Annotated in this window: 18 protein-coding genes; all 18 read left to right on the top strand. The window is 40.8% G+C overall.

What is annotated here, in order from left to right:
• The first annotated feature begins 78 nt into the window (after window positions 1–78).
• The 18 genes from ABGV42_RS27315 (at window position 79) to pcrA (ending at window position 22,751) form a co-directional block, all read left to right on the top strand.
• Complete coding sequence (locus tag ABGV42_RS27315; protein WP_347384541.1) at window positions 79–1,449, top strand: ABC transporter permease; 1,371 nt, start codon at window positions 79–81, stop codon at window positions 1,447–1,449.
• Between the two features lie 10 nt (window positions 1,450–1,459).
• On the top strand, window positions 1,460–2,680 hold the full coding sequence (locus ABGV42_RS27310) for an ABC transporter ATP-binding protein (protein WP_347385225.1): 1,221 nt from the start codon (window positions 1,460–1,462) through the stop codon (window positions 2,678–2,680).
• Complete coding sequence (locus tag ABGV42_RS27305; protein WP_347384540.1) at window positions 2,677–4,278, top strand: class I SAM-dependent methyltransferase; 1,602 nt, start codon at window positions 2,677–2,679, stop codon at window positions 4,276–4,278. The genes ABGV42_RS27310 and ABGV42_RS27305 overlap by 4 nt, the downstream gene beginning before the upstream one ends.
• Before the next feature lie 19 nt (window positions 4,279–4,297).
• On the top strand, window positions 4,298–6,574 hold the full coding sequence (locus ABGV42_RS27300) for a glycosyltransferase family 2 protein (protein WP_347384539.1): 2,277 nt from the start codon (window positions 4,298–4,300) through the stop codon (window positions 6,572–6,574).
• Between the two features lie 797 nt (window positions 6,575–7,371).
• Window positions 7,372–9,810, top strand: a complete 2,439-nt coding sequence (locus ABGV42_RS27295) for a DUF7657 domain-containing protein (RefSeq protein WP_347384538.1) — start codon at window positions 7,372–7,374, stop codon at window positions 9,808–9,810.
• Between the two features lie 3 nt (window positions 9,811–9,813).
• On the top strand, window positions 9,814–10,512 hold the full coding sequence (locus tag ABGV42_RS27290; RefSeq protein WP_347384537.1) for a glycosyltransferase family 2 protein: 699 nt from the start codon (window positions 9,814–9,816) through the stop codon (window positions 10,510–10,512).
• A gap of 13 nt (window positions 10,513–10,525) precedes the next feature.
• On the top strand, window positions 10,526–10,891 hold the full coding sequence (locus ABGV42_RS27285; RefSeq protein WP_347384536.1) for a DUF2304 domain-containing protein: 366 nt from the start codon (window positions 10,526–10,528) through the stop codon (window positions 10,889–10,891).
• Entirely contained in the window at window positions 10,851–11,291 is a 441-nt protein-coding gene (locus tag ABGV42_RS27280) for an EamA family transporter (protein WP_347384535.1), read from the top strand. Before ABGV42_RS27285 ends, ABGV42_RS27280 begins: the two co-directional genes overlap by 41 nt.
• 33 nt (window positions 11,292–11,324) lie before the next feature.
• Window positions 11,325–12,068, top strand: coding sequence for a sugar phosphate nucleotidyltransferase (locus ABGV42_RS27275; protein WP_163759240.1), 744 nt, complete (start codon window positions 11,325–11,327; stop codon window positions 12,066–12,068).
• Between the two features lie 12 nt (window positions 12,069–12,080).
• A complete protein-coding gene (gene rfbC, locus ABGV42_RS27270) occupies window positions 12,081–12,641 on the top strand; it encodes a dTDP-4-dehydrorhamnose 3,5-epimerase (RefSeq protein ID WP_347384534.1) in 561 nt (186 codons plus the stop codon).
• An 18-nt stretch (window positions 12,642–12,659) separates the two neighbouring features.
• Window positions 12,660–13,685, top strand: coding sequence for a dTDP-glucose 4,6-dehydratase (rfbB, locus tag ABGV42_RS27265; RefSeq protein WP_347384533.1), 1,026 nt, complete (start codon window positions 12,660–12,662; stop codon window positions 13,683–13,685).
• On the top strand, window positions 13,682–14,554 hold the full coding sequence (gene rfbD, locus ABGV42_RS27260; RefSeq protein ID WP_347384532.1) for a dTDP-4-dehydrorhamnose reductase: 873 nt from the start codon (window positions 13,682–13,684) through the stop codon (window positions 14,552–14,554). The genes rfbB and rfbD overlap by 4 nt, the downstream gene beginning before the upstream one ends.
• A gap of 107 nt (window positions 14,555–14,661) precedes the next feature.
• Window positions 14,662–15,600 carry a glycosyltransferase family 2 protein gene (locus ABGV42_RS27255; RefSeq protein ID WP_347384531.1) on the top strand — a complete coding sequence of 313 codons (939 nt, stop codon included), beginning with the start codon at window positions 14,662–14,664 and terminating at the stop codon, window positions 15,598–15,600.
• A 183-nt stretch (window positions 15,601–15,783) separates the two neighbouring features.
• Complete coding sequence (locus ABGV42_RS27250; protein WP_347385224.1) at window positions 15,784–16,749, top strand: glycosyltransferase family 2 protein; 966 nt, start codon at window positions 15,784–15,786, stop codon at window positions 16,747–16,749.
• Entirely contained in the window at window positions 16,746–18,146 is a 1,401-nt protein-coding gene (locus ABGV42_RS27245; RefSeq protein WP_347384530.1) for an undecaprenyl-phosphate glucose phosphotransferase, read from the top strand. The genes ABGV42_RS27250 and ABGV42_RS27245 overlap by 4 nt, the downstream gene beginning before the upstream one ends.
• 179 nt (window positions 18,147–18,325) lie before the next feature.
• Window positions 18,326–19,201 (top strand): phosphatidylinositol-specific phospholipase C/glycerophosphodiester phosphodiesterase family protein, encoded by an 876-nt coding sequence (locus ABGV42_RS27240; protein WP_347384529.1) that lies wholly within the window; start codon window positions 18,326–18,328, stop codon window positions 19,199–19,201.
• Between the two features lie 205 nt (window positions 19,202–19,406).
• Window positions 19,407–20,102 carry a heptaprenylglyceryl phosphate synthase gene (locus ABGV42_RS27235; protein WP_347384528.1) on the top strand — a complete coding sequence of 232 codons (696 nt, stop codon included), beginning with the start codon at window positions 19,407–19,409 and terminating at the stop codon, window positions 20,100–20,102.
• 288 nt (window positions 20,103–20,390) lie between these two features.
• Window positions 20,391–22,751: a DNA helicase PcrA gene (gene pcrA / locus ABGV42_RS27230; RefSeq protein ID WP_347384527.1), complete on the top strand. Its 2,361-nt coding sequence runs from the start codon at window positions 20,391–20,393 to the stop codon at window positions 22,749–22,751.
• Window positions 22,752–22,849 lie beyond the last annotated feature (98 nt).

Here is a 22,849-nt window from a genome sequence, read left to right as displayed (position 1 = left end):
ATAGGCCAAAGTAGAAAAGCTATAGATTTATAAATTTATGAAAAAAGATAGAGTACTCTAATGTTAAGGAGCTTTTTAATGTCTTTGTTTAAACGACTAATTCTATTATTTGTTGCAGTTATCGCTTTTGTTGGTTCATTTCGTTTAATTGATAATTATCAAAAAGATTCGGTAAGTGTCTCTTTTAGTTTTGAAGTAAATGCTCCCAACGAAGACGACTATCAAGTGTTCTTTCTAACATCTGCTGAGGGTGGTGAATGGAACGAGGCTCAGTCAAAACATTTAATTTATGATAAACCTGGTCAATGGAAAAAAATGAATTATGAACTTCCAAATAATACTTTAAAAGTTCGGATTGATCTCGGGACGCAAAAAGCTGACATATCTATTCGTAATGCGGAAGCTAAAGCCATATCCACGCAACATATACAGGTAGAAAAATTGAGTATTAATACTAATGAAGTCAAAATTGAGAAAAAGCAAAATCAAACCTTGCTCATTGAATCTATAGGAGGCGATCCGTATATTGCATTTGATTTTACTCCTATAGCTTCTGCTATTTTTAATGGATTCAGTATACTTCATATAGTCGTGAATTTATTAGGCAGTGTATTAGTAGCCGTGTTGACGGCTTTTATAGTTCGACACTTGAAAAAGAGTTTAGAATTGCTTAAGCCCATATATCAAAGTAGAAATTTAGCACTCAATCTGGCGAAAAATGATTTTAAAACAAAATTTGCCTCTTCTTATCTTGGTGTAGTATGGGGATTTATTACTCCATTGTTGACAATCGTAACTTACTGGTTCGTTTTTCAAGTGGGCTTAAGAAGTGGTGATGTAGCAGAGGTGCCTTTTATTCTTTGGTTTATAGCTGGAATTATTCCATGGTTCTTTTTTTCGGAAGCTTTTTCTGGTGCGACTAATGCATTTATTGAGTACAGTTATCTAGTTAAAAAGGTAGTTTTTCGTATTGAGTTGTTACCTTTCGTAAAAATAGGTTCTGCACTTTTTGTTCATGTATTTTTTATTCTATTTATTTTTATTGTCTATTGTGTTTATGGATATTATCCAACAGTATATACAGTTCAAATACTTTACTATTTAATATGTATGATTTTTTTAGTCTTTTCAATGTCATTACTGTCTGCTTCGCTTGTTCTATTCTTTAAGGATTTAAATCAAATTATCGGTATTCTCTTACAAATGGGTTTTTGGTTCACGCCTATTGGGTGGCCTGTTACTATGTTGAATGATTTCTGGGCGTTTATTTTTAAACTCAATCCAATGTTCTATATTGTTCAAGGGTTCAGGGATTCATTGATAGACCATGTAATATTCTATGAGAGACCGTATGAAATGCTTTATTTTTGGTTCTTCTGTTTTAGTATGTTAACACTAGGAGTTCTCACGTTCAAAAAATTAAAATCACACTTTTCTGATGTGCTCTAGGAGTGAAATGATGGAGCCTATAATTGAAATTGAGCAAGTAGTTAAAACGTATAAACTTTATGATAAGCCGGTAGATAGGTTGAAAGAAGCTTTGTCTATAACTAAAAAAAAGTATCATCGAGAATTCTCTGCCTTGAATGGAGTTAGCTTTTCGGTTAAAAAAGGTGATGCACTGGGTATTTTAGGGAAAAATGGATCAGGTAAATCGACCCTGTTGAAGATGATTACAGGTGTACTATCACCAACAAGCGGAAATATTCAAGTCGATGGGAAAATTGCAGCGATACTTGAGCTTGGTGCTGGTTTTAACCCCGAATATACAGGTAGAGAAAATATTTATCTGAATGGACTCATGATGGGATATTCGAGGGAGGAAATGGAACCTAGAATAGCAGCGATTATTGATTTCGCTGATATTGGTACATTTATCGATCAACCGGTCAAGGTATATTCAAGTGGAATGTTCGCGAGACTTGCTTTTGCCGTATCCATTAATGTGGATCCAGATATTCTGATTGTAGATGAGGCGTTGGCGGTAGGAGACATCAGATTCCAAACAAAGTGTATTGACAAGATGAAGGAACTGAAATCAAAAGGGACAACTATTCTTTTTGTATCTCATGCCGTAGAGCAAGTGAAGAGGTTTTGTAATAAAGCAGTTTGGATTAAGGATGGGGTAGTTGAAGCTATTGGCGATGCAAGTGAAGTCGTCGATCAGTATGAAGACTTCATGAAAAACTATATAGAAGACCATATTGTAAAGCGAAATGTGACTATAGATATTCAAGAGAATCAGGCAATAGAGGAGCTTGTTTTGCCTGAGAATCCAGATATTTTGGCTTATATAACAGAGGCTCATATAAATAAGGAAAATTTTAGAACACATGAAAGGCTGGAAGTCGTGATTGACTATGATGTATACGAGCCTGAAATTCCCGATTTACTCTTAGGTGTTGCTATTTATACTCCAAAACGTGACTATATTTTTGGTCCAAACACATTCCTTGAGAAGGTTTCAATTCCTACAAAGAGAGGAAAGCATCGAGTGAAATACATTATTCCAAAGCTTCCATTGCTTGGGGGCGCTTATTCCATAGATGTAGGGATTTTTAATAACGAAGGAATCGTTTGTCTCAATTATCGGGAAAATATACTCTCATTTAAGATTGCCAATAAGTATTTTTCTGAAGGTTTGGTTTATATCAATCATGAATGGGACGTGGTTAAATGAATAGTCCTTTATCCGATCAACATTATAACAATGTAGCGTTCGATCAGTTTCAGCGATATAAAAATGTAGCGGATGCAATAGAGAGTATGAGAAAAGCAAACGAACAATTTACAATACTTGAAGTAGGCGCTAACGAACACCGTAATTTAGAAAAGTTTCTTCCTCGAGATTCAATTAAGTATTTGGATATCGAACTGCCGGCCGATCTGCAAAAACATCCGGATTACATCCTTGGAGACGCAACAAAAATGGAGTTCTCCAATGATTATTTTGATATTGTTGTAGCGCTGGATGTCTTCGAACATATACCTCCTGATAAAAGGGATGACTTTATTAGTGAAATCCATCGAGTTAGCAGCGAATTTTATATAATTACGGCTCCTTTTGCTTCTCCATCAGTGAGTAAAGCAGAACGCAGAACGAATGCTGTATATAAATCTTTGGTTCAAGAAGATTATCGCTGGTTGGCTGAACATTTTGAGAATGGACTTCCTGTACAAAAGGATCTCGAAATGTTTTTGGATAAATTGGGGGTGAATTATCGAGTTCTTTCTCATGGCAGCCTACCAATCTGGGAAAGTATGATGGAGATTCATTTTGTGGCCGCTTGTTTTCCAGAGTTGCAGTACTATCGTATGGAGCTAGATCGCTTTTACAATGCAAATATTTTTGCTGAAGATTATGCTGAAGATTCTTACCGGAAAATTTTTATTTGCAGCAAAGATCGTGGCATGTCGGAGCTTATTGAAAAGAGAAGCCTGATTAACATGGCGCCAAGACATCTTGAAGAATTGCAAAGATTTAAGACAACATTCTTTTCTTTGGCGACGATGCTTGTTAATAAAAAAATTGTTGAGACAGAAGTACAGGATAAAAGTGTACAAGATAAAATTCAAGTATTTACAGATAGCGGTAAAGGGTTCAATGAGGAAGAAAGCTTTAAAATCGATGTAGACGAAAATAGGCCTATTCATAAGTTTTTGTGGAACTATAGTAGAGTGGAACCGATTAAGTCTATACGAATTGACCCTTCTGATCGAAAGGGAATATTTAAATTTGATAATATAACAATTAGAAATCAACAAGGAGAGCTGGTTGAAGAGTACTTCGAGGATGGGAATTATATATACTCTTTTGACGATATATATGGATTTTCTAACGACGACCCTTTTCTCATATTGAACTTTTCCAAACCAGTTTCAATTGATTCGATTAGTTTTGACGTTACATCGTTAACAAAAGATGAACGAAGGCTGATTTTGGAAGTTGAAAAGGTGTTTCTTGGAATTAGCCGACTGCAAGAAACCAACAAACGAATAACGTTAGAGTCCAATAATAGGTTGGATGAAATTCGCTATCTTAACAATCAACTTCATCTATCTGAACTAGACAAGCAGAAAATAGAGCAGTTTCACAAGCAGGGAATTCAACATAACGAGCAATCGATAATGGAAGTAAAGCAGGCATTAGAGGACCGGAATCGTGAATATGAAACTTTGGAATCAGAATTTAATAAAGCTCACCAACAACTTCAGGATGTCGAGAGCTCCAAATTTTGGAAAACGGCTAAACTGATTAAAAAATTAATTGGGAAATGATGATTTAGGGGGACTGGTTTTGAGCATCAGAAGTAAGTGGAAGAGTCGGATTGAACCTGCTTTAGCAGGATTACTCGGAATTAAAACAAGAGCAAGGCTAAAGCCTATTTCTCATTTAGAAATGAAAAACGAGAAATGGATCTCGACTGGAAACGATCCCTCTTTTTTGGTAACTGGAAGGTATTTTCCGGGTTGGAACAAGATTAAATGGGAATCTGAATCAAAGTCCGTTATCCCTCTTAAGATGTACTGGGATCAAGGGAACGGATTTTCTGAGTCCGAAAGCCTTACTTTTTCTTCTATTCCGAAGGGGTTTGTGAAACGTGAAGTTACGGTTTATATTCCTCCGGGAACTCAAAATTTGAGAATTGATCCGGGTGAAGATGAAGCAGAGTTCATGTTTACGAATGTACGGTTGAAAAAAACGACACGAATTAAAATGGTCCTTGGTTTTGCCTGGGAAATCATTCACCGAAAAGGACTGACAAATCAAGTAACTCTTCAGCTGTTGAAGAAAGGTTTTCAAACTTTGCGGACAAGTGGCCTTAAGGCTACTTGGTCTAAGTTTAAAGGCTATACCGGCCATCAAGCCATTGGATCTACAGGGAGCTATGAAAGCTGGGTTGCAAATCAAGCGCTGACATCTATTGATACCAAAAGAATTAAAGATGAAATCGTGCGAATGACATACAAGCCTCTTATATCGATTATTGTTCCTGTCTATAATGTTGAAGAAAAATGGCTCCGTCTATGTATTGATTCGGTTATAAACCAACTTTATCCTAACTGGGAACTTTGCATTGCCGATGATGCTTCCGACAAACCGCATATTAAAAAGGTATTGAATGAATACGCGCAAAAAGACAGTCGAATCAAGATAGTTTTTCGTGATGAAAATGGGCATATATCAGAGTCATCAAATTCAGCACTAGATGTAGCGACAGGGGAATACATAGGTCTGCTAGATCATGATGATGAACTTACTATTAATGCCTTATATGAAAATGTTAAGCTTCTTAATCAACACCCCGAAGCTGACATAGTCTATAGTGACGAAGATAAAATCAGTGAAGAAGGTGTCCGCCACTCTCCGTATTTCAAGCCGGATTGGTCTCCAGATCTTTTGCTATCCCAAATGTATACCTGTCATTTCAGTATATACCGCAAAAGTCTGGTAGACCAAGTAGGTGGTTTTAGAAAAGGGTATGAAGGAAGTCAGGATTACGATCTTGTATTGAGGGTTAGCGAACTGACTGAAAAGATTTATCATATCCCAAAAATCTTGTATCATTGGAGATCTATACCAGAATCAACCGCGTCAGGTGCTTCGGTAAAGAATTATACTCATTATGCAGGTATTAGAGCTTTAGAAGATACCATAATAAGAAGGAACATGGACGCGACTATTGTCGAGCTAAAAAATTATCCGAATATGTATAGAGTTCGTTACACCACTCAAAATAAACCTCTTGTCTCTATTGTTATTCCAACTAGAGATATGAGTGATATACTCGATACATGTCTGACATCTATATTCACTAAGACAACTTATCAGAATTTCGAAATTATAATTGTTGATAACGGCAGTAGTGAAGAGAAGACATTTGAAGTGTTTGATAAATGGAAAAAATTAGAGCCGGGTAAGGTAACTATCCTATCTTTAAATATACCTTTCAATTACTCAAAGTTGAATAACGCTGCGGTTGAAGTGGCTAATGGTGACTTAGTATTGCTGCTGAACAACGATATCGAAGTTATAGATACAAATTGGTTAGAAGAAATGGTAGGATATGCGATTCAAAGGGATATAGGGGCTGTTGGAGTCAAGCTACTATACCCAGATAATACTATACAACATTCAGGGGTAATTATGGGGCTCGGAGGTGTTGCGGGGCATGCCTTCAGATGTGCATCGGCTAATGACCCCGGATACTTCGGTGCATTGCTTGTGAACCGAAACAGTTCCGTCGTAACGGCGGCCTGCTTAATGGTGAGAAAGAAAGTGTATCATGAGGTTAGTGGACTTGAAGAAGAGTTATCCGTTGCCTTTAACGATGTGGATTTTTGTCTAAAGTTGCTCGAAAAAGGCTACTACAATGTAGTATTGAATAATATAGGTCTTTACCATCATGAGTCCAAGTCTAGAGGAGTTGAGGACACACCAGAAAAGTTGAAAAGATTTCAGTCTGAAATTGATTATATGCATAAACATTGGAAAAAATATATTGATTTAGATCCTTATTATAACCCTAATTTGTCTCTGAAAAGTGACGATTCATATCAAGTGAAAATCTAATTAGATACCTTATTTGACTGACAACCATATAGATGAACATTAGTATTACCTTTTATAAAATAGGATACATCCAAAGCTCGAGATGGGGGGGGATTTACCCAATGAGGATGTGATCCCGGTTTAAACTACAATAGATAAAAAATATAAATTAGAGACGGCTTTGCGCGAACTCTCTGATAAACGGATATATGATCGTTACCTCGACGTCTTTCAACACTGGTAGGGGCGTATTATCCGAGAGAGTTTAGAAAAGAAACATCAACATCAAATGAACAGAAAACAAGGTTGGCTGTATAATCTTGGTAACGGCGAAGCAGTATCGGCTCAGCTATGACAAGATAAATAACATGCGGATAACCCATCGCCACGAAACTGCCTGTTGACGTGTGAATTGAGGTGGACGTTGAAACTAGCCATTCTCTTTTGTAGAGCTCGAGCTTTGAACAACCTTAACCGAACGAGGAATGTTCAGCTTCTTCAACATCTCGGCTTCAGCCGTAACTAAGCTACGTATACTTTAAAGTCGGCGCTGATCCAGAGGAGCAGTCTACCATCTTTTTTTGCGGTTAAAAAAGATGGTGAAGGAAAAATCTATCATGTACTCTTTCATAATGAGCGTATGATACAAGTATACCAATTGCTACACTACAACTGCGATTCCCGGTTCGTTGGCCAATGAGTGTAAAAAACTTCCTGCCGCAACATAGGGGGGGCCAAACTTTTGGTGTTGGGTATTTTTAAGGGGCTATTAAAAAAAATGAGGCAATCTATCTAAAATAGTTTTTGAAGGTGGAGTTATGAAAAGTAAAGCAATCCTTTTGCTATCTGTTTTCATTGTTGTATTTATTGGTCTGTTCGTTTTTGAAAACTATAGTACATTAATGAGCTATTTTAAAAACAATAAGGAAATTATTAGCATTGAGAGAGGTCAATTAAAAGGTCTTGAAAAGATCGATGGGGGATATAAATCACTTGAGGATGACCCATGGATTGAATTTGCAAATATAAATACCTATATTAACGAAATTGAACTAGTCATTACATACAGTAAAGGGGGGGGCCCACTTCAAATTTTTTATACTGATGATAGTAATCTTCAGTATACAGAGTCTAGTTCTTTTAGGGAACAGAGCAAGCAAGGCGATAACAAGTATTCTTTTCAATTGCATAAACATGTGAACTCACTAAGAATTGATTTTACGAACCAATTGAATGAGGAATTTAATATTGGAAGCATTATATTAAACCCAGAACCGTCTTTTTCTTTTGAATTTAAAAAGATGGCTTTGAGAGCTTTCTTGATTAGCTTCTTACTGACGTTTATTTACTCTTTAATTAAATACTTAGATACGGTCATTAAATACCGGTATTTAATTGCGCTTATTATCTTCGTCTTGTTTGTAGCGTTGAAGTTGCATGGTTCTTCCATTGGAATGTGGAACAATAATATCAGTCAAGCTGATACAAATTCAAAAATATTTGGTATAGATAGGGCAATAAGGAGCGATGAATGGTTAGTTCAAACGCCTTACATGTTTTCACAAGCAGAACATGCCAAGTTATTTGAATATAAGAGTTCTATGGTTAGATCAGATGGCCAAAATATGGTTTTAGCTAACGCCCCAACGTTTACAATTGAAACTTTAGGCAAACCTTTCTATTGGGGATTTTTGCTTTTGGGCGTTGATTATGGATTGTCGTGGTTTTATTGTTTGAAATTAATCTTATTATTACTGTTTTCCTTTGAAATCTGTATGTATTTGACAATGAGGAACAAAGTCATTTCAATTCTTGGAGCTGTCTGGATTGCCTTTTCTCCCCCTGTACAATGGTGGTACACCACAGGGGCTGGCGTGGTAGAATTAATCATCTATTCCCAGGCAATGGTGGTCTCAGTTATATATTTTCTTGAATTAAAAAGTCAGAAATGCAGGATAGCATTGCTTGGGGCAATTACACTTTGTTCCATGGGTTTTATCTTCACGATATATCCGGCTGTACAAGTACCATTGGGAATCTTGACACTAGTCTTTATCTTGGGTGTGTATATAAATAATAGACAAAAAGTATTTGTAACGAAGTATGATTGGTTATCTTTTTCGTTGTGTGTGGTTGTATTAGCTTTCGCTGTAGTTTTATTCGTATACAACTCCATGACTGATATTAGTTTGATGTTAAATACTGTTTATCCCGGTAGAAGAGTTACACTCGGTGGGGACCTGGCTTTTTCAAATCTGCAGTTCTATTTGAGTAATTGGCTGTTTCCATTTAAAGATGCAACTTATCTTAATAACAGTGAGGCAAGTTCTTTTATAAATTTTATGCCTGCATTTATGTTTTCTATCATTTTTATATTTAGACAAAAATTCAATAATTTGAAACTTGTAGTTCTTGTTTTTGTTTATTTTATTTTCCAAATATCCTGGCTCTTCGTTAAATATCCTGAGATTATTGCAAAAGCAAGTCTTTTTTCTTTCGTTCCAGAAACTCGTTTAGCAGGCATTACTTTAGGGCTAACTGCTGTCTACCTGTCTATTTGGTTTATAGCTGAAGTAATTCGCTTAAAACCATTTAATTTGTTGAAAATAATCATGATATGTTCCCTTGTCTTTGTTGTGTATTATTATTCAGTACAGAAAAGTGACATGTCTAATTATTTAGGGGAATTTATTTATCCAACTTTGCTGTTTTTTATATTTATGAATTTCATAATACTAAGAGGGATGAAAAAAACCTTTGTGGTTTGTATGGCTGGCCTGATTTTTATATCGGGTGTTGTGGTTAATCCAATATCCTCTGGTACGGGTGATATCTTTGACAGACCTATTGCTAGTAAGATAACAGAGATCATCCAGAAGGATGAGCAGGCTAAATGGATCGCTCTAGATAGTCTGGTGAATGGTCAGTATCTATTGTCATTAGGTGCAAAAACCTTTAATAGCGTTCATTTTCTACCTGACCTAAACGAATGGAAAAAAATGGATGTTAATGGCGAATATATGGATGTATATAATCGATATGCACACGTAAAAGTGAGTTTTACGAATGAGCCTACTTCTTTTCAATTAATGAGCCCCGATTCTTTCAACATAGAACTCAATATACACGATTTGGATAAAACGGGTGTGCAATATATACTGTCTCCCAAGCAACTAATCGATTATAAAAACTTTAATGAGATATACTTTGATCCGTCAAGCGGTTTATATATTTATTCGATAGTAGGAGGGCCATAAACTTTGAAGGTAATTTTGATCATACCTGCGTATAATGAAGAGAAAAATATAGCAAAGTTACTTCAGGTTTTATGTTTGGATTATAAAAACGTTGACGTTCTAGTTATTAATGATTGCTCTACTGATAATACGTCAAAAGTTTGTGACCAGTTCAATGTGAAGGTTATTAACCTTCCATGCAATCTTGGAATTGGTGGGGCTGTGCAAACAGGCTATAAATTTGCGCAGATGCACAATTATGATATTGCTATTCAGGTTGATGGTGACGGACAACATAATCCAGAGTATATAAAAGATCTGGTAGATCCCTTAGTGAAAAATGAAGCAGATCTTATTATTGGGTCCAGGTACATTTCTAAAATTGGATTTCAATCAACATTCTTAAGAAGAGTAGGCATTAATTATTTTTCTAGACTGCTTCATATTCTTACGGGGCAACTCATAACAGATCCCACTTCGGGATATAGAGCTTGCAATAAGAGGGTAATTGAAATATTTGCGAGAAGGTATCCGGTTGATTACCCGGAACCTGAATCTATTATGTATCTAAAAAGGAATAGATTACGTATTAAAGAGATCCCTGTCGTGATGGAAGCTAGGCTTGAAGGTAAATCGTCAATAACATTAATAAAATCTGCGTATTATATGACAAAGGTATCTCTTGCAATTCTTATAGATAGCTTGCGCAAGCAGATAGTATAGGTATGGGACTATTATGATATCACTAAAATTGCAAATAATTCTCGTCGTAGGGTCTGTACTCAGTTTTTTGATTTTGTTGAATTTATTAAGAAGGTATAGATTAGAGTTAAAGTATTCAATGCTCTGGATTTTTATAATGATATTTGTGATGATTCTGTCTTTATTCCCTAAAATGTTTACTCATGTTGCAAATGCTTTAGGGATTGAGATGCCTGTAAACGCGCTGTTCCTCCTGGCTATTTTTGGTATGATAGTTATATTGTTCTCTTTGACAGTTGAAATTTCACGTGCCACTCTGAAAATAAAAGAATTATCACAAGAGCTAGGCATAATGAAACATGAACTCAAACAGATTAATGATAGTTGTAATAAGGATTAGGGAAAAAAGGATAGAAAACGGAAAGGGAATCTTTATGCAAAAGGCGCCTACTCTTATAAGCTATATTCTTTTAACATTAAATATACTGATGTTATGCGGAGGACAAATTTTATTTAAGTTAGGTTTAGAGAAACTTGGTGGTGTGAATTTATCGAATGCATGGAAAGCTATTTTTACACCTCCTATTTTTACCGGTTTGGTATTGTACGCTCTAGCCACATTGATATGGTTTGTTGTATTATCAAGAATGCCATTGAGTGTAGCATATCCTATTCAAAGTGTTGCATATGTGCTTGGCATAGGAGCGGCATTAATAATTTTTAATGAGCCTGTGTCTCTTATGAAGTGGATTGGTGCAATGATCATTATGATTGGTGTTTTTTTTATTGCGTTAGATTAAACTATTACATTTATAGTTGGAGGTATATTTGAATTGAAAGGAATTATACTCGCTGGTGGAACAGGTTCACGTTTGTATCCACTTACCAAGGTCACCAATAAACATCTTCTTCCCGTAGGTAAGTATCCAATGATCTTTCATTCGGTTTATAAACTCAAACAGTCGGGTATTGAAGACATCCTCATTGTAACAGGTAAAGATCACATGGGTGATGTGGTTAACTTACTCGGTAGTGGAAGTGACATGGGGGTTAGTTTTACATACAAGGTCCAAGACGAAGCTGGTGGCATAGCTCAGGCGTTGGATCTTGCTGAGCATTTTGTCGGAGATGATCAGATGGTGGTCATTCTAGGAGACAACGTGTTCGAAGATGATATTTCACCTTTTGTTGAAAACTTCAAAACTCAATCTGCTGGAGCAAAAATTCTTATACAAGAAGTTCATGACCCAACTCGATTTGGTGTTCCCGAAATTGATGGTTCTCGTATTCTATCAATAGAAGAGAAACCTAAAGCTCCTAAGAGTAATTACGCGGTAACTGGAATTTACATGTTTGATCATACCGTATTCGAGATTGTAAAAACATTAAAGCCATCCGATAGAGGAGAATTAGAAATCACAGACGTTAACAATGCATATATTGAAAGAGAACAACTGTCTTTTGATATTCTCCAAGGCTGGTGGACCGATGCAGGTACGCATCCTTCATTGGCACGTGCTAATGAATTGGCTAAAGATATTGTTTTCGGAGAAGAATTCGGCAAGTTGAAATTGTAGGAGGGTATAGAGGTGAAAGTAACCCCTTTAAAACTGCAAGGCGCAAGCTTGATTGAGCCAGTGGTTCATGGTGATCATAGAGGTTTTTTCGTTGAGAGTTTCAATGAAGCTGTTTTATTAGATAAAGGAATTAAGCATACATTCATTCAAGATAATCAGTCATTGTCTGCCCAGCCTGGTGTACTTCGGGGGCTTCATTATCAGTTGAATCCGAAGGCACAGACCAAGTTAATCCGCGTTATTGCTGGTGCAATCTACGATGTTATCGTTGATATACGTAAAGGGTCGCCGACCTTTGGTAAATGGGAAGGTTTCATCCTTAGCGAGCATAATCACCGTCAGCTGCTGGTACCTAAGGGATTTGCTCACGGCTTCTGTACGTTGGTCCCAAACACCCAAGTCTTGTACAAAGTAGACGAATACTATTCCCCGGAGAACGACCGAGGCATATTATGGAGTGACCCGGCACTTGGGATTGATTGGCCTACATCTAATCCGATTTTGTCAGAGAAAGACCAGAAGCATCCTTTGCTTCAAGATGCGGATATTAACTTCGATTTCGAAGTGAAGTAATTGGGAGGTTTCGATCACATGAAATTGCTCGTTACCGGCGGTGCCGGATTTATTGGAAGTAACTTTGTCATATATATGCTTGAGCAGTACCCGGACTATGAAATTATCAACGTAGACGCACTCACGTATGCCGGTAATCTGGAAAACTTAAAATCACTTGAAGGAAACAAGCGGCATACCTTTGTCAAAGCAGATATTACTGATGCTAAAGAGATGGACCGCCTCATCGGTCAAGGCGTGGATGTGGTGGTTAACTTTGCTGCCGAATCTCATGTTGATCGCAGTATCCTGGAACCGGATGTTTTTGTGAAGACGAACGTCAATGGTACTCAGGTGTTACTGGATGCAGCCAAGAAACACAATATCACCAAATTTGTCCAAGTTTCAACCGACGAGGTGTATGGTTCTCTCGGGCCAACAGGTTTGTTTACAGAAGAGACTCCGCTTCAACCCAATAGCCCATACTCTGCCTCCAAGGCAGGAGGAGATCTATTGGTACGTGCTTATCACGAGACCTTTGGTCTTTCTGTAAATATTACGCGCTGTTCCAACAACTACGGACCATTCCAGTTCCCCGAGAAACTCATTCCACTCATGATCTCGCGTGCGTTGAATGATGAAGCTCTACCTGTGTACGGAGACGGGCTGAACATTCGGGATTGGCTTTATGTAGAGGACCATTGCAGCGCGATTGATCTGGTCATTCACCAGGGACGCAATGGCGAGGTGTACAATATTGGTGGCAATAACGAGCGGACTAACGTGCACATTGTGAAGAACATTCTGGAGCAGCTTGGCAAGCCCGAGTCGCTAATCAAATATGTGCAGGATCGACCTGGACATGATCGCAGATATGGTATCGACCCCACCAAAACGATGACCGAACTCGGCTGGAAGCCCAAGCATAACTTTGAGACGGGAATCAAGGAAACCATCCAGTGGTATCTGGATAATAAGGAATGGTGGACGCGTATCCAATCGGGGGCCTACCAGGATTACTATGAGAAGCAATACGGTTCTCGTTTGGGAGACGCCAAGGCATGAAGGTGCTTGTGACTGGAGCCAACGGACAGCTGGGGCGCGATGTGGTGCTTCTTTTGGAAAAAGAGGGACATTCCGTTCTGGCTTGTGCTCGCGATGAATTGGACATCACGGATCAGGTTGAATGCAACAATGTTATATCGACATATCATCCAGAGGTGGTCATTCATTGTGCGGCTTATACTGCGGTGGATGCCGCCGAGACGGATGTAGACGGAGCATATCAAGTCAATGCCACAGGGACCCGAAATATTGCGGTAGCTGCTGAGCAGACTGGAGCAAAGCTCATCTATATCAGTACGGATTATGTATTCGACGGTACTACCGATGTACCTTACCAGGAATATGATAATACCAATCCGCAAAGTGTCTATGGCAAATCCAAGCGCGCCGGAGAGGTGCTGGTACAATCGTTATCTTCACGATGGTTTATTGTCCGCACTTCGTGGGTGTATGGTTTTTACGGAAATAATTTTGTCAAAACCATGTTGAAACTTGGTCAGGAGAAGCCCAAGCTTCAAGTTGTACACGACCAGAAGGGATCACCTACGTATACGGTTGATTTGGCCCATTTTTTGCTGGAATTAATGAGTACTGAAAAATACGGTGTCTACCACGCTTCCAACAGTGGGGCGTGTACGTGGTATGAATTCACTCAAGCGATCTTTGAAGAAGCTCAGTCATTCCCTGGTTTCCATATTCAAGCTGAAGTTGATCCTTGTGCTACAGACCAGTTTCCACGTCCTGCCCCACGTCCACGAAACTCCGTAATGGAGCACTTGTCGATCCGGACCAATGGCTTAAATGACCTTAGGCCTTGGCGAGAAGGACTGCGAGATTTTCTGAAAGAAATACACATAGAAAAGAATTGAGTACTTTAATCTCCCGCCAGTAACTTATGAGCGGGAGATTTCGTTTATAATAGAAAGGAATCTCTATATGAGAAAGATCCAACGTTATTTAACTAAAGAGGTGCGATGTGAAACAACCCAAGGTATTGATTATGATGTCCACCTACAACGGTGAGCGCTATATCAGTGAACAGATGGATAGCCTGATAGCTCAAGTTCAAGTTGAGACTCAAATCTATATAAGAGACGATGGATCTACAGACGGTACAATGGAGAAGTTGAGACTATATGCAGAAGTATATCCGGGCCGGATTCATATTCGTTCAGAGCACAATCTGGGGGTCATTCGCAGTTTCTTTGAATTGATGCGATCTTCACCCTCCACGTTTGATTATTACGCTTTTTGTGATCAGGATGATGTTTGGGAACAAGATAAGCTCATTCGAGCAATCACATTACTTCAGACCATGAATTCGTCCATTCCATTACTTTATTGTTCTTCTACTCAGATGGTAGACCAGAATTTAACCCCTATAGGAGTGTGGCCCAAGGTTCCCCAAAAACAGCTTACATTTTATAATGCATTAGTGGAAAATTCATGCGTCGGGTGTACGATGGTTATGAATGATATTACGTTTAACCAGATTAGAGGCAGTATACCGTCCGATTTTAATGAGTTGATTATGCACGACTGGTGGATTTATCTATATGTCTGTACCTTCGGCGAAGTAATATTTGATGAGCATCCAGCTATTATGTACCGACAGCATCAAGGTAATGTACTTGGTGGAAGTCGTGATGGTTTGATACAGAAATGGCGTAAGCGTCTGGATCGATTTATGAACGGAAACAACCATTATATTTTAAGTAGACAGGCAAGGCAGTTTCTTGCTACGTATGAAGATCGCTTAACCCATACACAAATTGATGAAATGAGAAACTTGCTTCATATCTTAGAAAAGAGTGTTGTTCATAGAACGTGGTATGCGTTAAAGACGCCTTTCCACAGACAATCTTTTCTGGATAATGTTGTTCTTAAATTCGTTATTATAGCAGGTAAACTCTAGAAGGTATGTATTGCGCTCTGCTCCGTCCACCCAAAATATGCTATACTCACATTAGATTGGAATAGTTAAGCTAGGTTTATCATCATAATTTTATTTTATTCATCAAGAATCGATTTATTATTATGAATGAAGCATTACAAGTCAGGAGTTTTACAAATGACCCAAGTATCAGAAGCCGCAAAGATGGACGGTTTACAACCATCAGAGACACCTCAACTGGTTGACGCCAGCATAATCATCGTTAACTACAATACTCGTCAGCTGACACTCGATTGTCTGGAATCTGTCTATGCCTCCATAACGTCGTACAGCTACGAAATCATCGTCGTGGACAACGATTCACGAGACGATTCTGTGCAAGAGATCCGGGGCTCATATCCTCAAGTCCAACTTATTGCTAACAGTGACAATACAGGATTTGCTAAAGCGAACAATCAAGCCATGAAGGCAGCTAAGGGTCGCTACATTTTATTGCTGAATTCCGATACCATCGTAAAGCAGGGTACCCTCCATACCATGATCTATTTTATGGACCGCCATCCTGAGATGGGTGCATCCGGCTGTAAGGTGATCCTTCCTGATGGCTCCCTAGATAAAGCGTGCAAGAGGGGATTTCCCACGCCATCGGCATCATTTTATTATGCATTCGGTATCTCACGTATGTTCCCGGAACGTCCAAAGTTTAACCAGTACCAATTGGGACATCTCAGCCCGGATGATGAATATCCGGTAGACTGTCTTGTCGGTGCATTCATGCTCGTGCGGCGTGAAACCATCAATCAGGTGGGTGGCTTGGATGAAACCTTCTTCATGTACGGTGAAGATATCGACTGGTGTTATCGCATCAAAGAAGCGGGTTGGGGCATTTATTACTACCCACGTACATATATTGTGCATTACAAAGGTGCAAGTGCCCGGCGCAAACCTATGAAAATTATTTATGAGTTTCATAGGGCAATGTGGGTTTTTCATCGGAAACACTACGCCAAGCGTTATGGTATTTTGACCAACACAGCCGTATGGCTCGGTATCTCATTAAAATTCTCATTGTCTCTGATCCGCAATAAGCTCATTAGACCTTCTTCGCAGAAAGAATTGTCATCCGGTGGTGCGGAAGTTCGTGAGACATCTTCAGAGGTGAAAGCATGATTCGTCGTAATCAGCAATTTCTGACTCAACTATATATTGCGGCTGATTTCATGGTGATACAGTTTTCCTTCTTAATGGCTTGGTGGATTAAGTTTGAAAGTGACCTGCTTATCAACCATGGTTCGTTGCCAATCGAAAAGTATTTTGCATGGAGCTTAGTGTACGGGGGACTTTCAATTATAGCGGGTGTGATGTCTTCCCTTTATATGCCCAAACGGAAAAAACGTTTTGTAGATGAATTCATAAAACTGATTCAGGTCCATGGCATAGCTTTCTTTATGCTGATGAGCTTAATGTTCTTCTTCAAGGAAGTCGACATTTCTCGTGCATATCTGGCCATGTACATGATTGGTAACGTTGCTTTTACCCTAATCTACCGTTACATCGTCAAACTTCAACTGAGAAGACTACGGAAAAAGGGCTTCAACCGTCAATTCGTATTGATCCTTGGGGCAGGTTCTTTAGGCAAACGTTTCTATGATAACCTCCGTAGTTATCCTGATCTCGGGTACGAGGTATATGGTTTTCTCGATGATTATCGTCGCTGGGATCCAGAGGAGCAGCAGCGCTACAAGCCGATCATAGGACGCATTGATCAGTTGGAACAAATTCTGTCGACTCATTTGATCGACGAGGTGATTCTTGCACTTCCTTTGGATGCCCACGACAAGTATCCACATATCATTGAAGTGTGCGAGAAGGCTGGCGTAAGGACACTGATTATTCCAGACTTCTTTGATTACCTTCCGGCCCGGCCGCATTTCGACAATTTTGCTGGCATGCCGATGATTAACGTGCGTGATATCCCGCTGGATATGGCCGTAAACCGATTGATGAAACGTGCATTCGATATTCTGTTTTCTCTCGTCGCCATAATACTGACTTCTCCAGTGATGGCCATTGTGGCAATAGGTGTAAGAGTGACATCGCCTGGACCGGTCATTTTCAAACAGGAGCGTGTTGGGCTCAACCGACGCAACTTCATGATGTTTAAATTTCGCTCCATGAAAGTCATTCCTGAAGGCGTGGTTGATACCGGTTGGTCCACGAAGGATGATCCGCGTCGAACTGCATTCGGTACATTTATAAGACGCACCAGCCTGGATGAGTTGCCTCAATTCTTCAATGTGCTGCTGGGTCATATGAGTGTAGTCGGCCCAAGACCGGAACGTCCATACTACGTGAATCAATTCCGGGATGAAATTCCAAAGTATATGATTAAACATCACGTCCGCCCAGGAATTACGGGATTGGCGCAGAGTAAAGGATTAAGAGGAGATACCTCCATCGAGGATCGGATCGAACAGGACATCTTTTATATTGAAAACTGGTCTTTATTATTCGATATCAAGATCATATGGGAAACCATTCGAAATGGTCTCAAGAATGCGTATTAGATCCAACAAACCAAACCTTACCACCATTTAACAGCTGCCTCCGGGCGGCTTTTTTGTTTTACACCTCATCAATTCGGGTAGTTAGCTATCAAAAAGGAAATCCCGCACATACGCTGTCATATCTTATTAGCTATACACTTCCTCACCCCCATCTCACTCTTAAAGGATGTGAACATCATATGAAACGAATTGCCGCCGTCATGACATTACTGCTCGTTACCGTGGGTACACTCTTTTTTGCCTATGACAGTCAAGGTGAGCAACAGCGTAATGGGTTTACAGCCTATAGATTGATTGCCCATGCCATGGGCAGTATCCGTGATCAGCCTTATACCAACGCTTATGAAGCGATGATCGCTAATTATGAAAAAGGCACAAGAGTGTTTGAGATCGACTTCATGCTCACCTCAGATCGCGTAGCTGTAGCCAGACATGAATGGACTGCCAATATGAGCAAACTGCTAGGGCAGGAAGAGGAGCTTCCTGAAGACAAACAGGCTGGGGCACTTACGCATGATGAATTTATGAACACCCCAATTTTGGGCATGTATCAACCCATGGATGCAGAAGGCATCGTTAATGTGCTGTCGCAATATCCCGATATGTATATCGTAACGGATACCAAAGAGCAGAAGGATGAGGACATTCAGCAGGTGTTATCTTCTCTCGTCAATGCTGCCAAAAAGAAAGATCCATCTGTACTCAATCGTATCGTGGTGCAGATTTATAATGAGCCAATGCTGGACACTGTGAAAGAAATCTATGCGTTCCCTTCCATTATCTATACCCTCTATGCCACTCAGGATACGGAAGCACAGGTCGTTGATTTTGTGGAGAACAATGACATCGATGCCGTAACCATGCCGGAATACAAAGTGAATCAGAATTTCGTCGCCAAACTGAAGAAGGCGGGCGCTGTTACTTACGTGCATACCATCAATGACACCGACCAGGTGGCCAACTATGAAAAGTGGGGCGTATATGGCGTCTATTCAGATGTGCTGACGGAAGAAGAGCTGGATCAGATGAATACTCGTTTTGCCTGGAAGCCGTAACCTTCAATATTACTCAATCTTTGTCTGACTCATAGTGAAGACATCCTTCCCTCCTAAAATCGCAGACCGACTCCCGAACTTTACAGGGAAAAGTCTGTGATTTTTTGTTCCCCTTTTTATGCGAACATTGACACTCACTGCCTGCTGACTTAGACTTAGTTTACAAGCTTTTTAGGATGCAGAAGAACCTCTGGAGGAATGTTCGTTGATAGACATGATTAAGCAGTGGAGACACGTATTTAAGCTCGACCCGGACCGGGAAATCACGGATGAAGCACTCGATCTGGTGTGTATGTCAGGGACCGACGCTATCATCGTTGGGGGGTCTTCGGGAATCACCTATGATAACACGGTAGACCTGATGTCCCGCGTGCGTCGCTACGAGCTGCCCTGTGTGCTGGAAGTATCCGATCTGGAGGCGGTTGTCCCTGGTTTTGACGGATATCTGATCCCGATGGTGCTGAATGCAACGGATAGCAAATGGATGATTGGGCACCATCAACAGGCCATCGAACGTTTTGGCTACCTTATTCCGTGGGATCTGCTGATTGCCGAGGGGTATATCGTGCTTAATGCCGACTCCACCGTAGCGCGTTTGACTGGAGCAGATACGGAACTGACGACGGGTGCGGCGGTGGCGTATGCACAAGCTGCAGAGCGGCTGCTCAATCTTCCTATTGTATATATGGAGTACAGCGGAACGTTTGGCGATATGGAGCTGGTCGACGAGACCCATAGGCAATTGGATCGTGCACATCTCATTTATGGCGGGGGAATCGACAATCCTGAGAAAGCAGCACAAGCTTCCGAAGTTGCAGACACCGTCGTTGTGGGTAACATTGTGTACAGCGATTTGAAGAAGGCACTCGAGACGGTACAAGCTGTAAAAGGAACCGTTTAATCGGTTTAGTTTACCATTCCCCCAATTTCCCCTTACGATCTGTTAAAATAGAACTTTGCCCTACTAATTAAGCAATTCGTATACAAGTTTATGTTTACACAGAAACGGAGAGTGCAGAAGCAATCTGAAGAAACGAAGTGTTCGTATTTATCACCGGATTTTCCCTTTCATAAAGGGAATCAAAAAATCTGGGGATAACGACGATCGGAAGATGGTTCTGCAAATCGAAGTCCAAGTGTAACTGATAGATCTGTTATATCGATCAACCAACGAAAGGAGCATGCATGCATGCAACCTGTAAATATACATGATGCCGTAGCACGGCTTAACACCCCTCAGCGGCAAGCCGTCGAGGCAACCGATGGACCACTATTGATTATGGCCGGAGCGGGCAGTGGTAAGACCCGGGTGCTGACACACCGGATTGCTTACCTTATCGCAACACGCAAGACACCTCCATGGGGCATTTTGGCGATTACATTTACGAACAAAGCTGCTCGTGAGATGCAGGACCGGGTATCCCAGCTCGTTGGTGGCTCACAGGGTCGCGACATTTGGGTATCCACGTTCCACTCCATGTGCGTGCGCATCCTGCGCCGGGACATTGAACGCATTGGTTTTACTTCGAACTTCAGTATCTTGGACTCATCCGACCAGTTATCCGTTATTCGCAGTTGTATGAAAGACCAGAATATCGACACCAAGAAATTCGAACCAAAAGCTGTTCAGGCCATGATGAGTACCGCGAAAAATGAACTGATCGGTCCTGACCAGTATGAGAAGCAGGCTGGCGACTATTTTGAAGGCATTGTGGCGAAGGTATATAAAATGTACCAGAAACGTCTGAGAGCCAATAATTCACTCGACTTCGACGATCTCATTATGGCAACCATTCAACTGTTCAAAGAAGTGCCGGAAGTCCTCGACTTTTACCAAAAGAAATTCCAATACATCCATGTCGATGAGTATCAGGATACGAACCGTGCGCAGTACATGCTGTGCCGCATGCTGGCTGACAGCCATCACCGGATCTGCGTGGTTGGGGATAGTGACCAATCGATCTACCGCTGGCGCGGGGCGGATATTAGCAACATTCTGAACTTTGAGAAAGACTATCCAGAGGCACAGACCATTATGCTGGAGCAGAATTACCGTTCGACGTCCACCATCCTGAATGCAGCGAATGAGGTCATTGGCCTCAACTCCGGACGCAAGCCGAAGAAGCTGTGGACGGACAAGGAGGGTGGTTCGAAGATCAAGGTATACCGTGCAGACTCCGAGCATGATGAAGGGTATTTTGTTACCTCCGAGATTAGTAAAAACGTCAAGAACGGCAAATCCTATCAAAACCATGCCATTTTGTACCGTACCAACGCCCAGTCCCGGGTTATAGAGGAAATTCTGATCAAGTCTGATATTCCGTATCAGATTGTCGGCGGCATCAAGTTCTATGATCGTAAAGAGATCAAGGACATCCTGGCGTACCTTCGCCTGCTATCTAACCCCGACGATGATATCAGCCTCACCCGGATCATTAATGTGCCTAAACGCAGCATTGGTGATACAACCGTGGCGAAGCTGGCAGCTGCAGCAGGAGAACGTGGGATTTCCATATTCCGTGTACTTCAGGTCGTGGACGATCTCGGCTTTGCGGGCCGCACGCGGAACGCGCTGGTGGAGTTCTACGACATGATTGCTGCGCTGCATCAGATGGTAGAGTATCTATCTGTAACGGAGCTGACCGAGAAGATTCTGGAGATGAGTCAATATCGTCTTGAGATGCAGAACGAAAATACACTTGAATCCCGTGCACGTCTGGAAAACATTGAAGAGTTCCTTTCCGTGACCATGGAATTTGAGAAAAATAATGAAGACAAAACGCTTGTCTCGTTCCTCACCGATCTGGCACTCATTGCAGATATCGACAGCATGAACGATGATGAAGAGGATCAGAGCGACGCGGTTACTCTAATGACGATGCACAGTGCCAAAGGTCTGGAATTCCCTGTTGTGTTCATCGTGGGTATGGAGGAAGGCGTCTTCCCACACAGCCGGGCCTTTATGGATAATGAAGAGTTGGAGGAAGAACGCAGACTTGCTTATGTAGGGATCACTCGTGCAGAAGAACAGCTCTTCTTGTCTTGTGCGCAGATGAGAACCCTGTTCGGACGAACAACGGCGAATCCGCCTTCCCGCTTCCTGGATGAAATTCCGGATGAGCTAAAAGAGGATACTTCCATTGTCCGTGACCGTTACCGTCGTGGCGCCAATGCAGGAGGTTCCTATGGCGGACGTGGACTGGGCACCAGTGGTGGAAGCAACTTTGGTGGCGGTAGTGCGGCCAAGCTCTTTGAACAACAGAGCAGAAGTGGTTCCTCTGCTACCGCATCCGCGCCAACTTCCCGTGTGACTACAAGTACCTCTCGCCCAACATATGCTGCGCCTTCATCTGCCTCCAAGCCTGCAGCTTCCAATAGTGAAGCAGGCTTCAAGGCAGGAGATAAAGTGCAGCATGGCAAATGGGGTACGGGTACCATTGTCGCGGTGAAAGGTACGGGCAACGATACAGAACTGCAGATTGCCTTCCCGGCTCCGGTCGGTGTGAAACGCTTGCTCGCCGGCTTTGCCCCAATTACCAAAGTAGAATAAATGGTTTATGAACGAAACTTTAATATTGCACAATAACGAAGAGGGCAGAAAATCTGTAGAAGCAACGCGTTCGCCTTTGTCACGGGATTTCAACCTTA

The sequence above is a fragment of the Paenibacillus pabuli genome, assembly GCF_039831995.1.
GTDB lineage: Bacteria > Bacillota > Bacilli > Paenibacillales > Paenibacillaceae > Paenibacillus > Paenibacillus pabuli_C.
This window is presented reverse-complemented; position numbering and strand designations above follow the sequence as displayed.

Bases quoted from the DNA above. Each gene is read 5' to 3' on its own strand.
- ABGV42_RS27315 (WP_347384541.1), top strand. From the start codon at position 79: ATGTCTTTGTTTAAACGACTAATTCTATTATTTGTTGCAGTTATCGCT.
- ABGV42_RS27310 (WP_347385225.1), top strand. From the start codon at position 1,460: ATGGAGCCTATAATTGAAATTGAGCAAGTAGTTAAAACGTATAAACTT.
- ABGV42_RS27305 (WP_347384540.1), top strand. From the start codon at position 2,677: ATGAATAGTCCTTTATCCGATCAACATTATAACAATGTAGCGTTCGAT.
- ABGV42_RS27295 (WP_347384538.1), top strand. From the start codon at position 7,372: ATGAAAAGTAAAGCAATCCTTTTGCTATCTGTTTTCATTGTTGTATTT.
- ABGV42_RS27285 (WP_347384536.1), top strand. From the start codon at position 10,526: ATGATATCACTAAAATTGCAAATAATTCTCGTCGTAGGGTCTGTACTC.
- ABGV42_RS27280 (WP_347384535.1), top strand. From the start codon at position 10,851: ATGAACTCAAACAGATTAATGATAGTTGTAATAAGGATTAGGGAAAAA.
- rfbB (WP_347384533.1), top strand. From the start codon at position 12,660: ATGAAATTGCTCGTTACCGGCGGTGCCGGATTTATTGGAAGTAACTTT.
- rfbD (WP_347384532.1), top strand. From the start codon at position 13,682: ATGAAGGTGCTTGTGACTGGAGCCAACGGACAGCTGGGGCGCGATGTG.
- ABGV42_RS27250 (WP_347385224.1), top strand. From the start codon at position 15,784: ATGGACGGTTTACAACCATCAGAGACACCTCAACTGGTTGACGCCAGC.
- ABGV42_RS27245 (WP_347384530.1), top strand. From the start codon at position 16,746: ATGATTCGTCGTAATCAGCAATTTCTGACTCAACTATATATTGCGGCT.
- ABGV42_RS27240 (WP_347384529.1), top strand. From the start codon at position 18,326: ATGAAACGAATTGCCGCCGTCATGACATTACTGCTCGTTACCGTGGGT.
- pcrA (WP_347384527.1), top strand. From the start codon at position 20,391: ATGCAACCTGTAAATATACATGATGCCGTAGCACGGCTTAACACCCCT.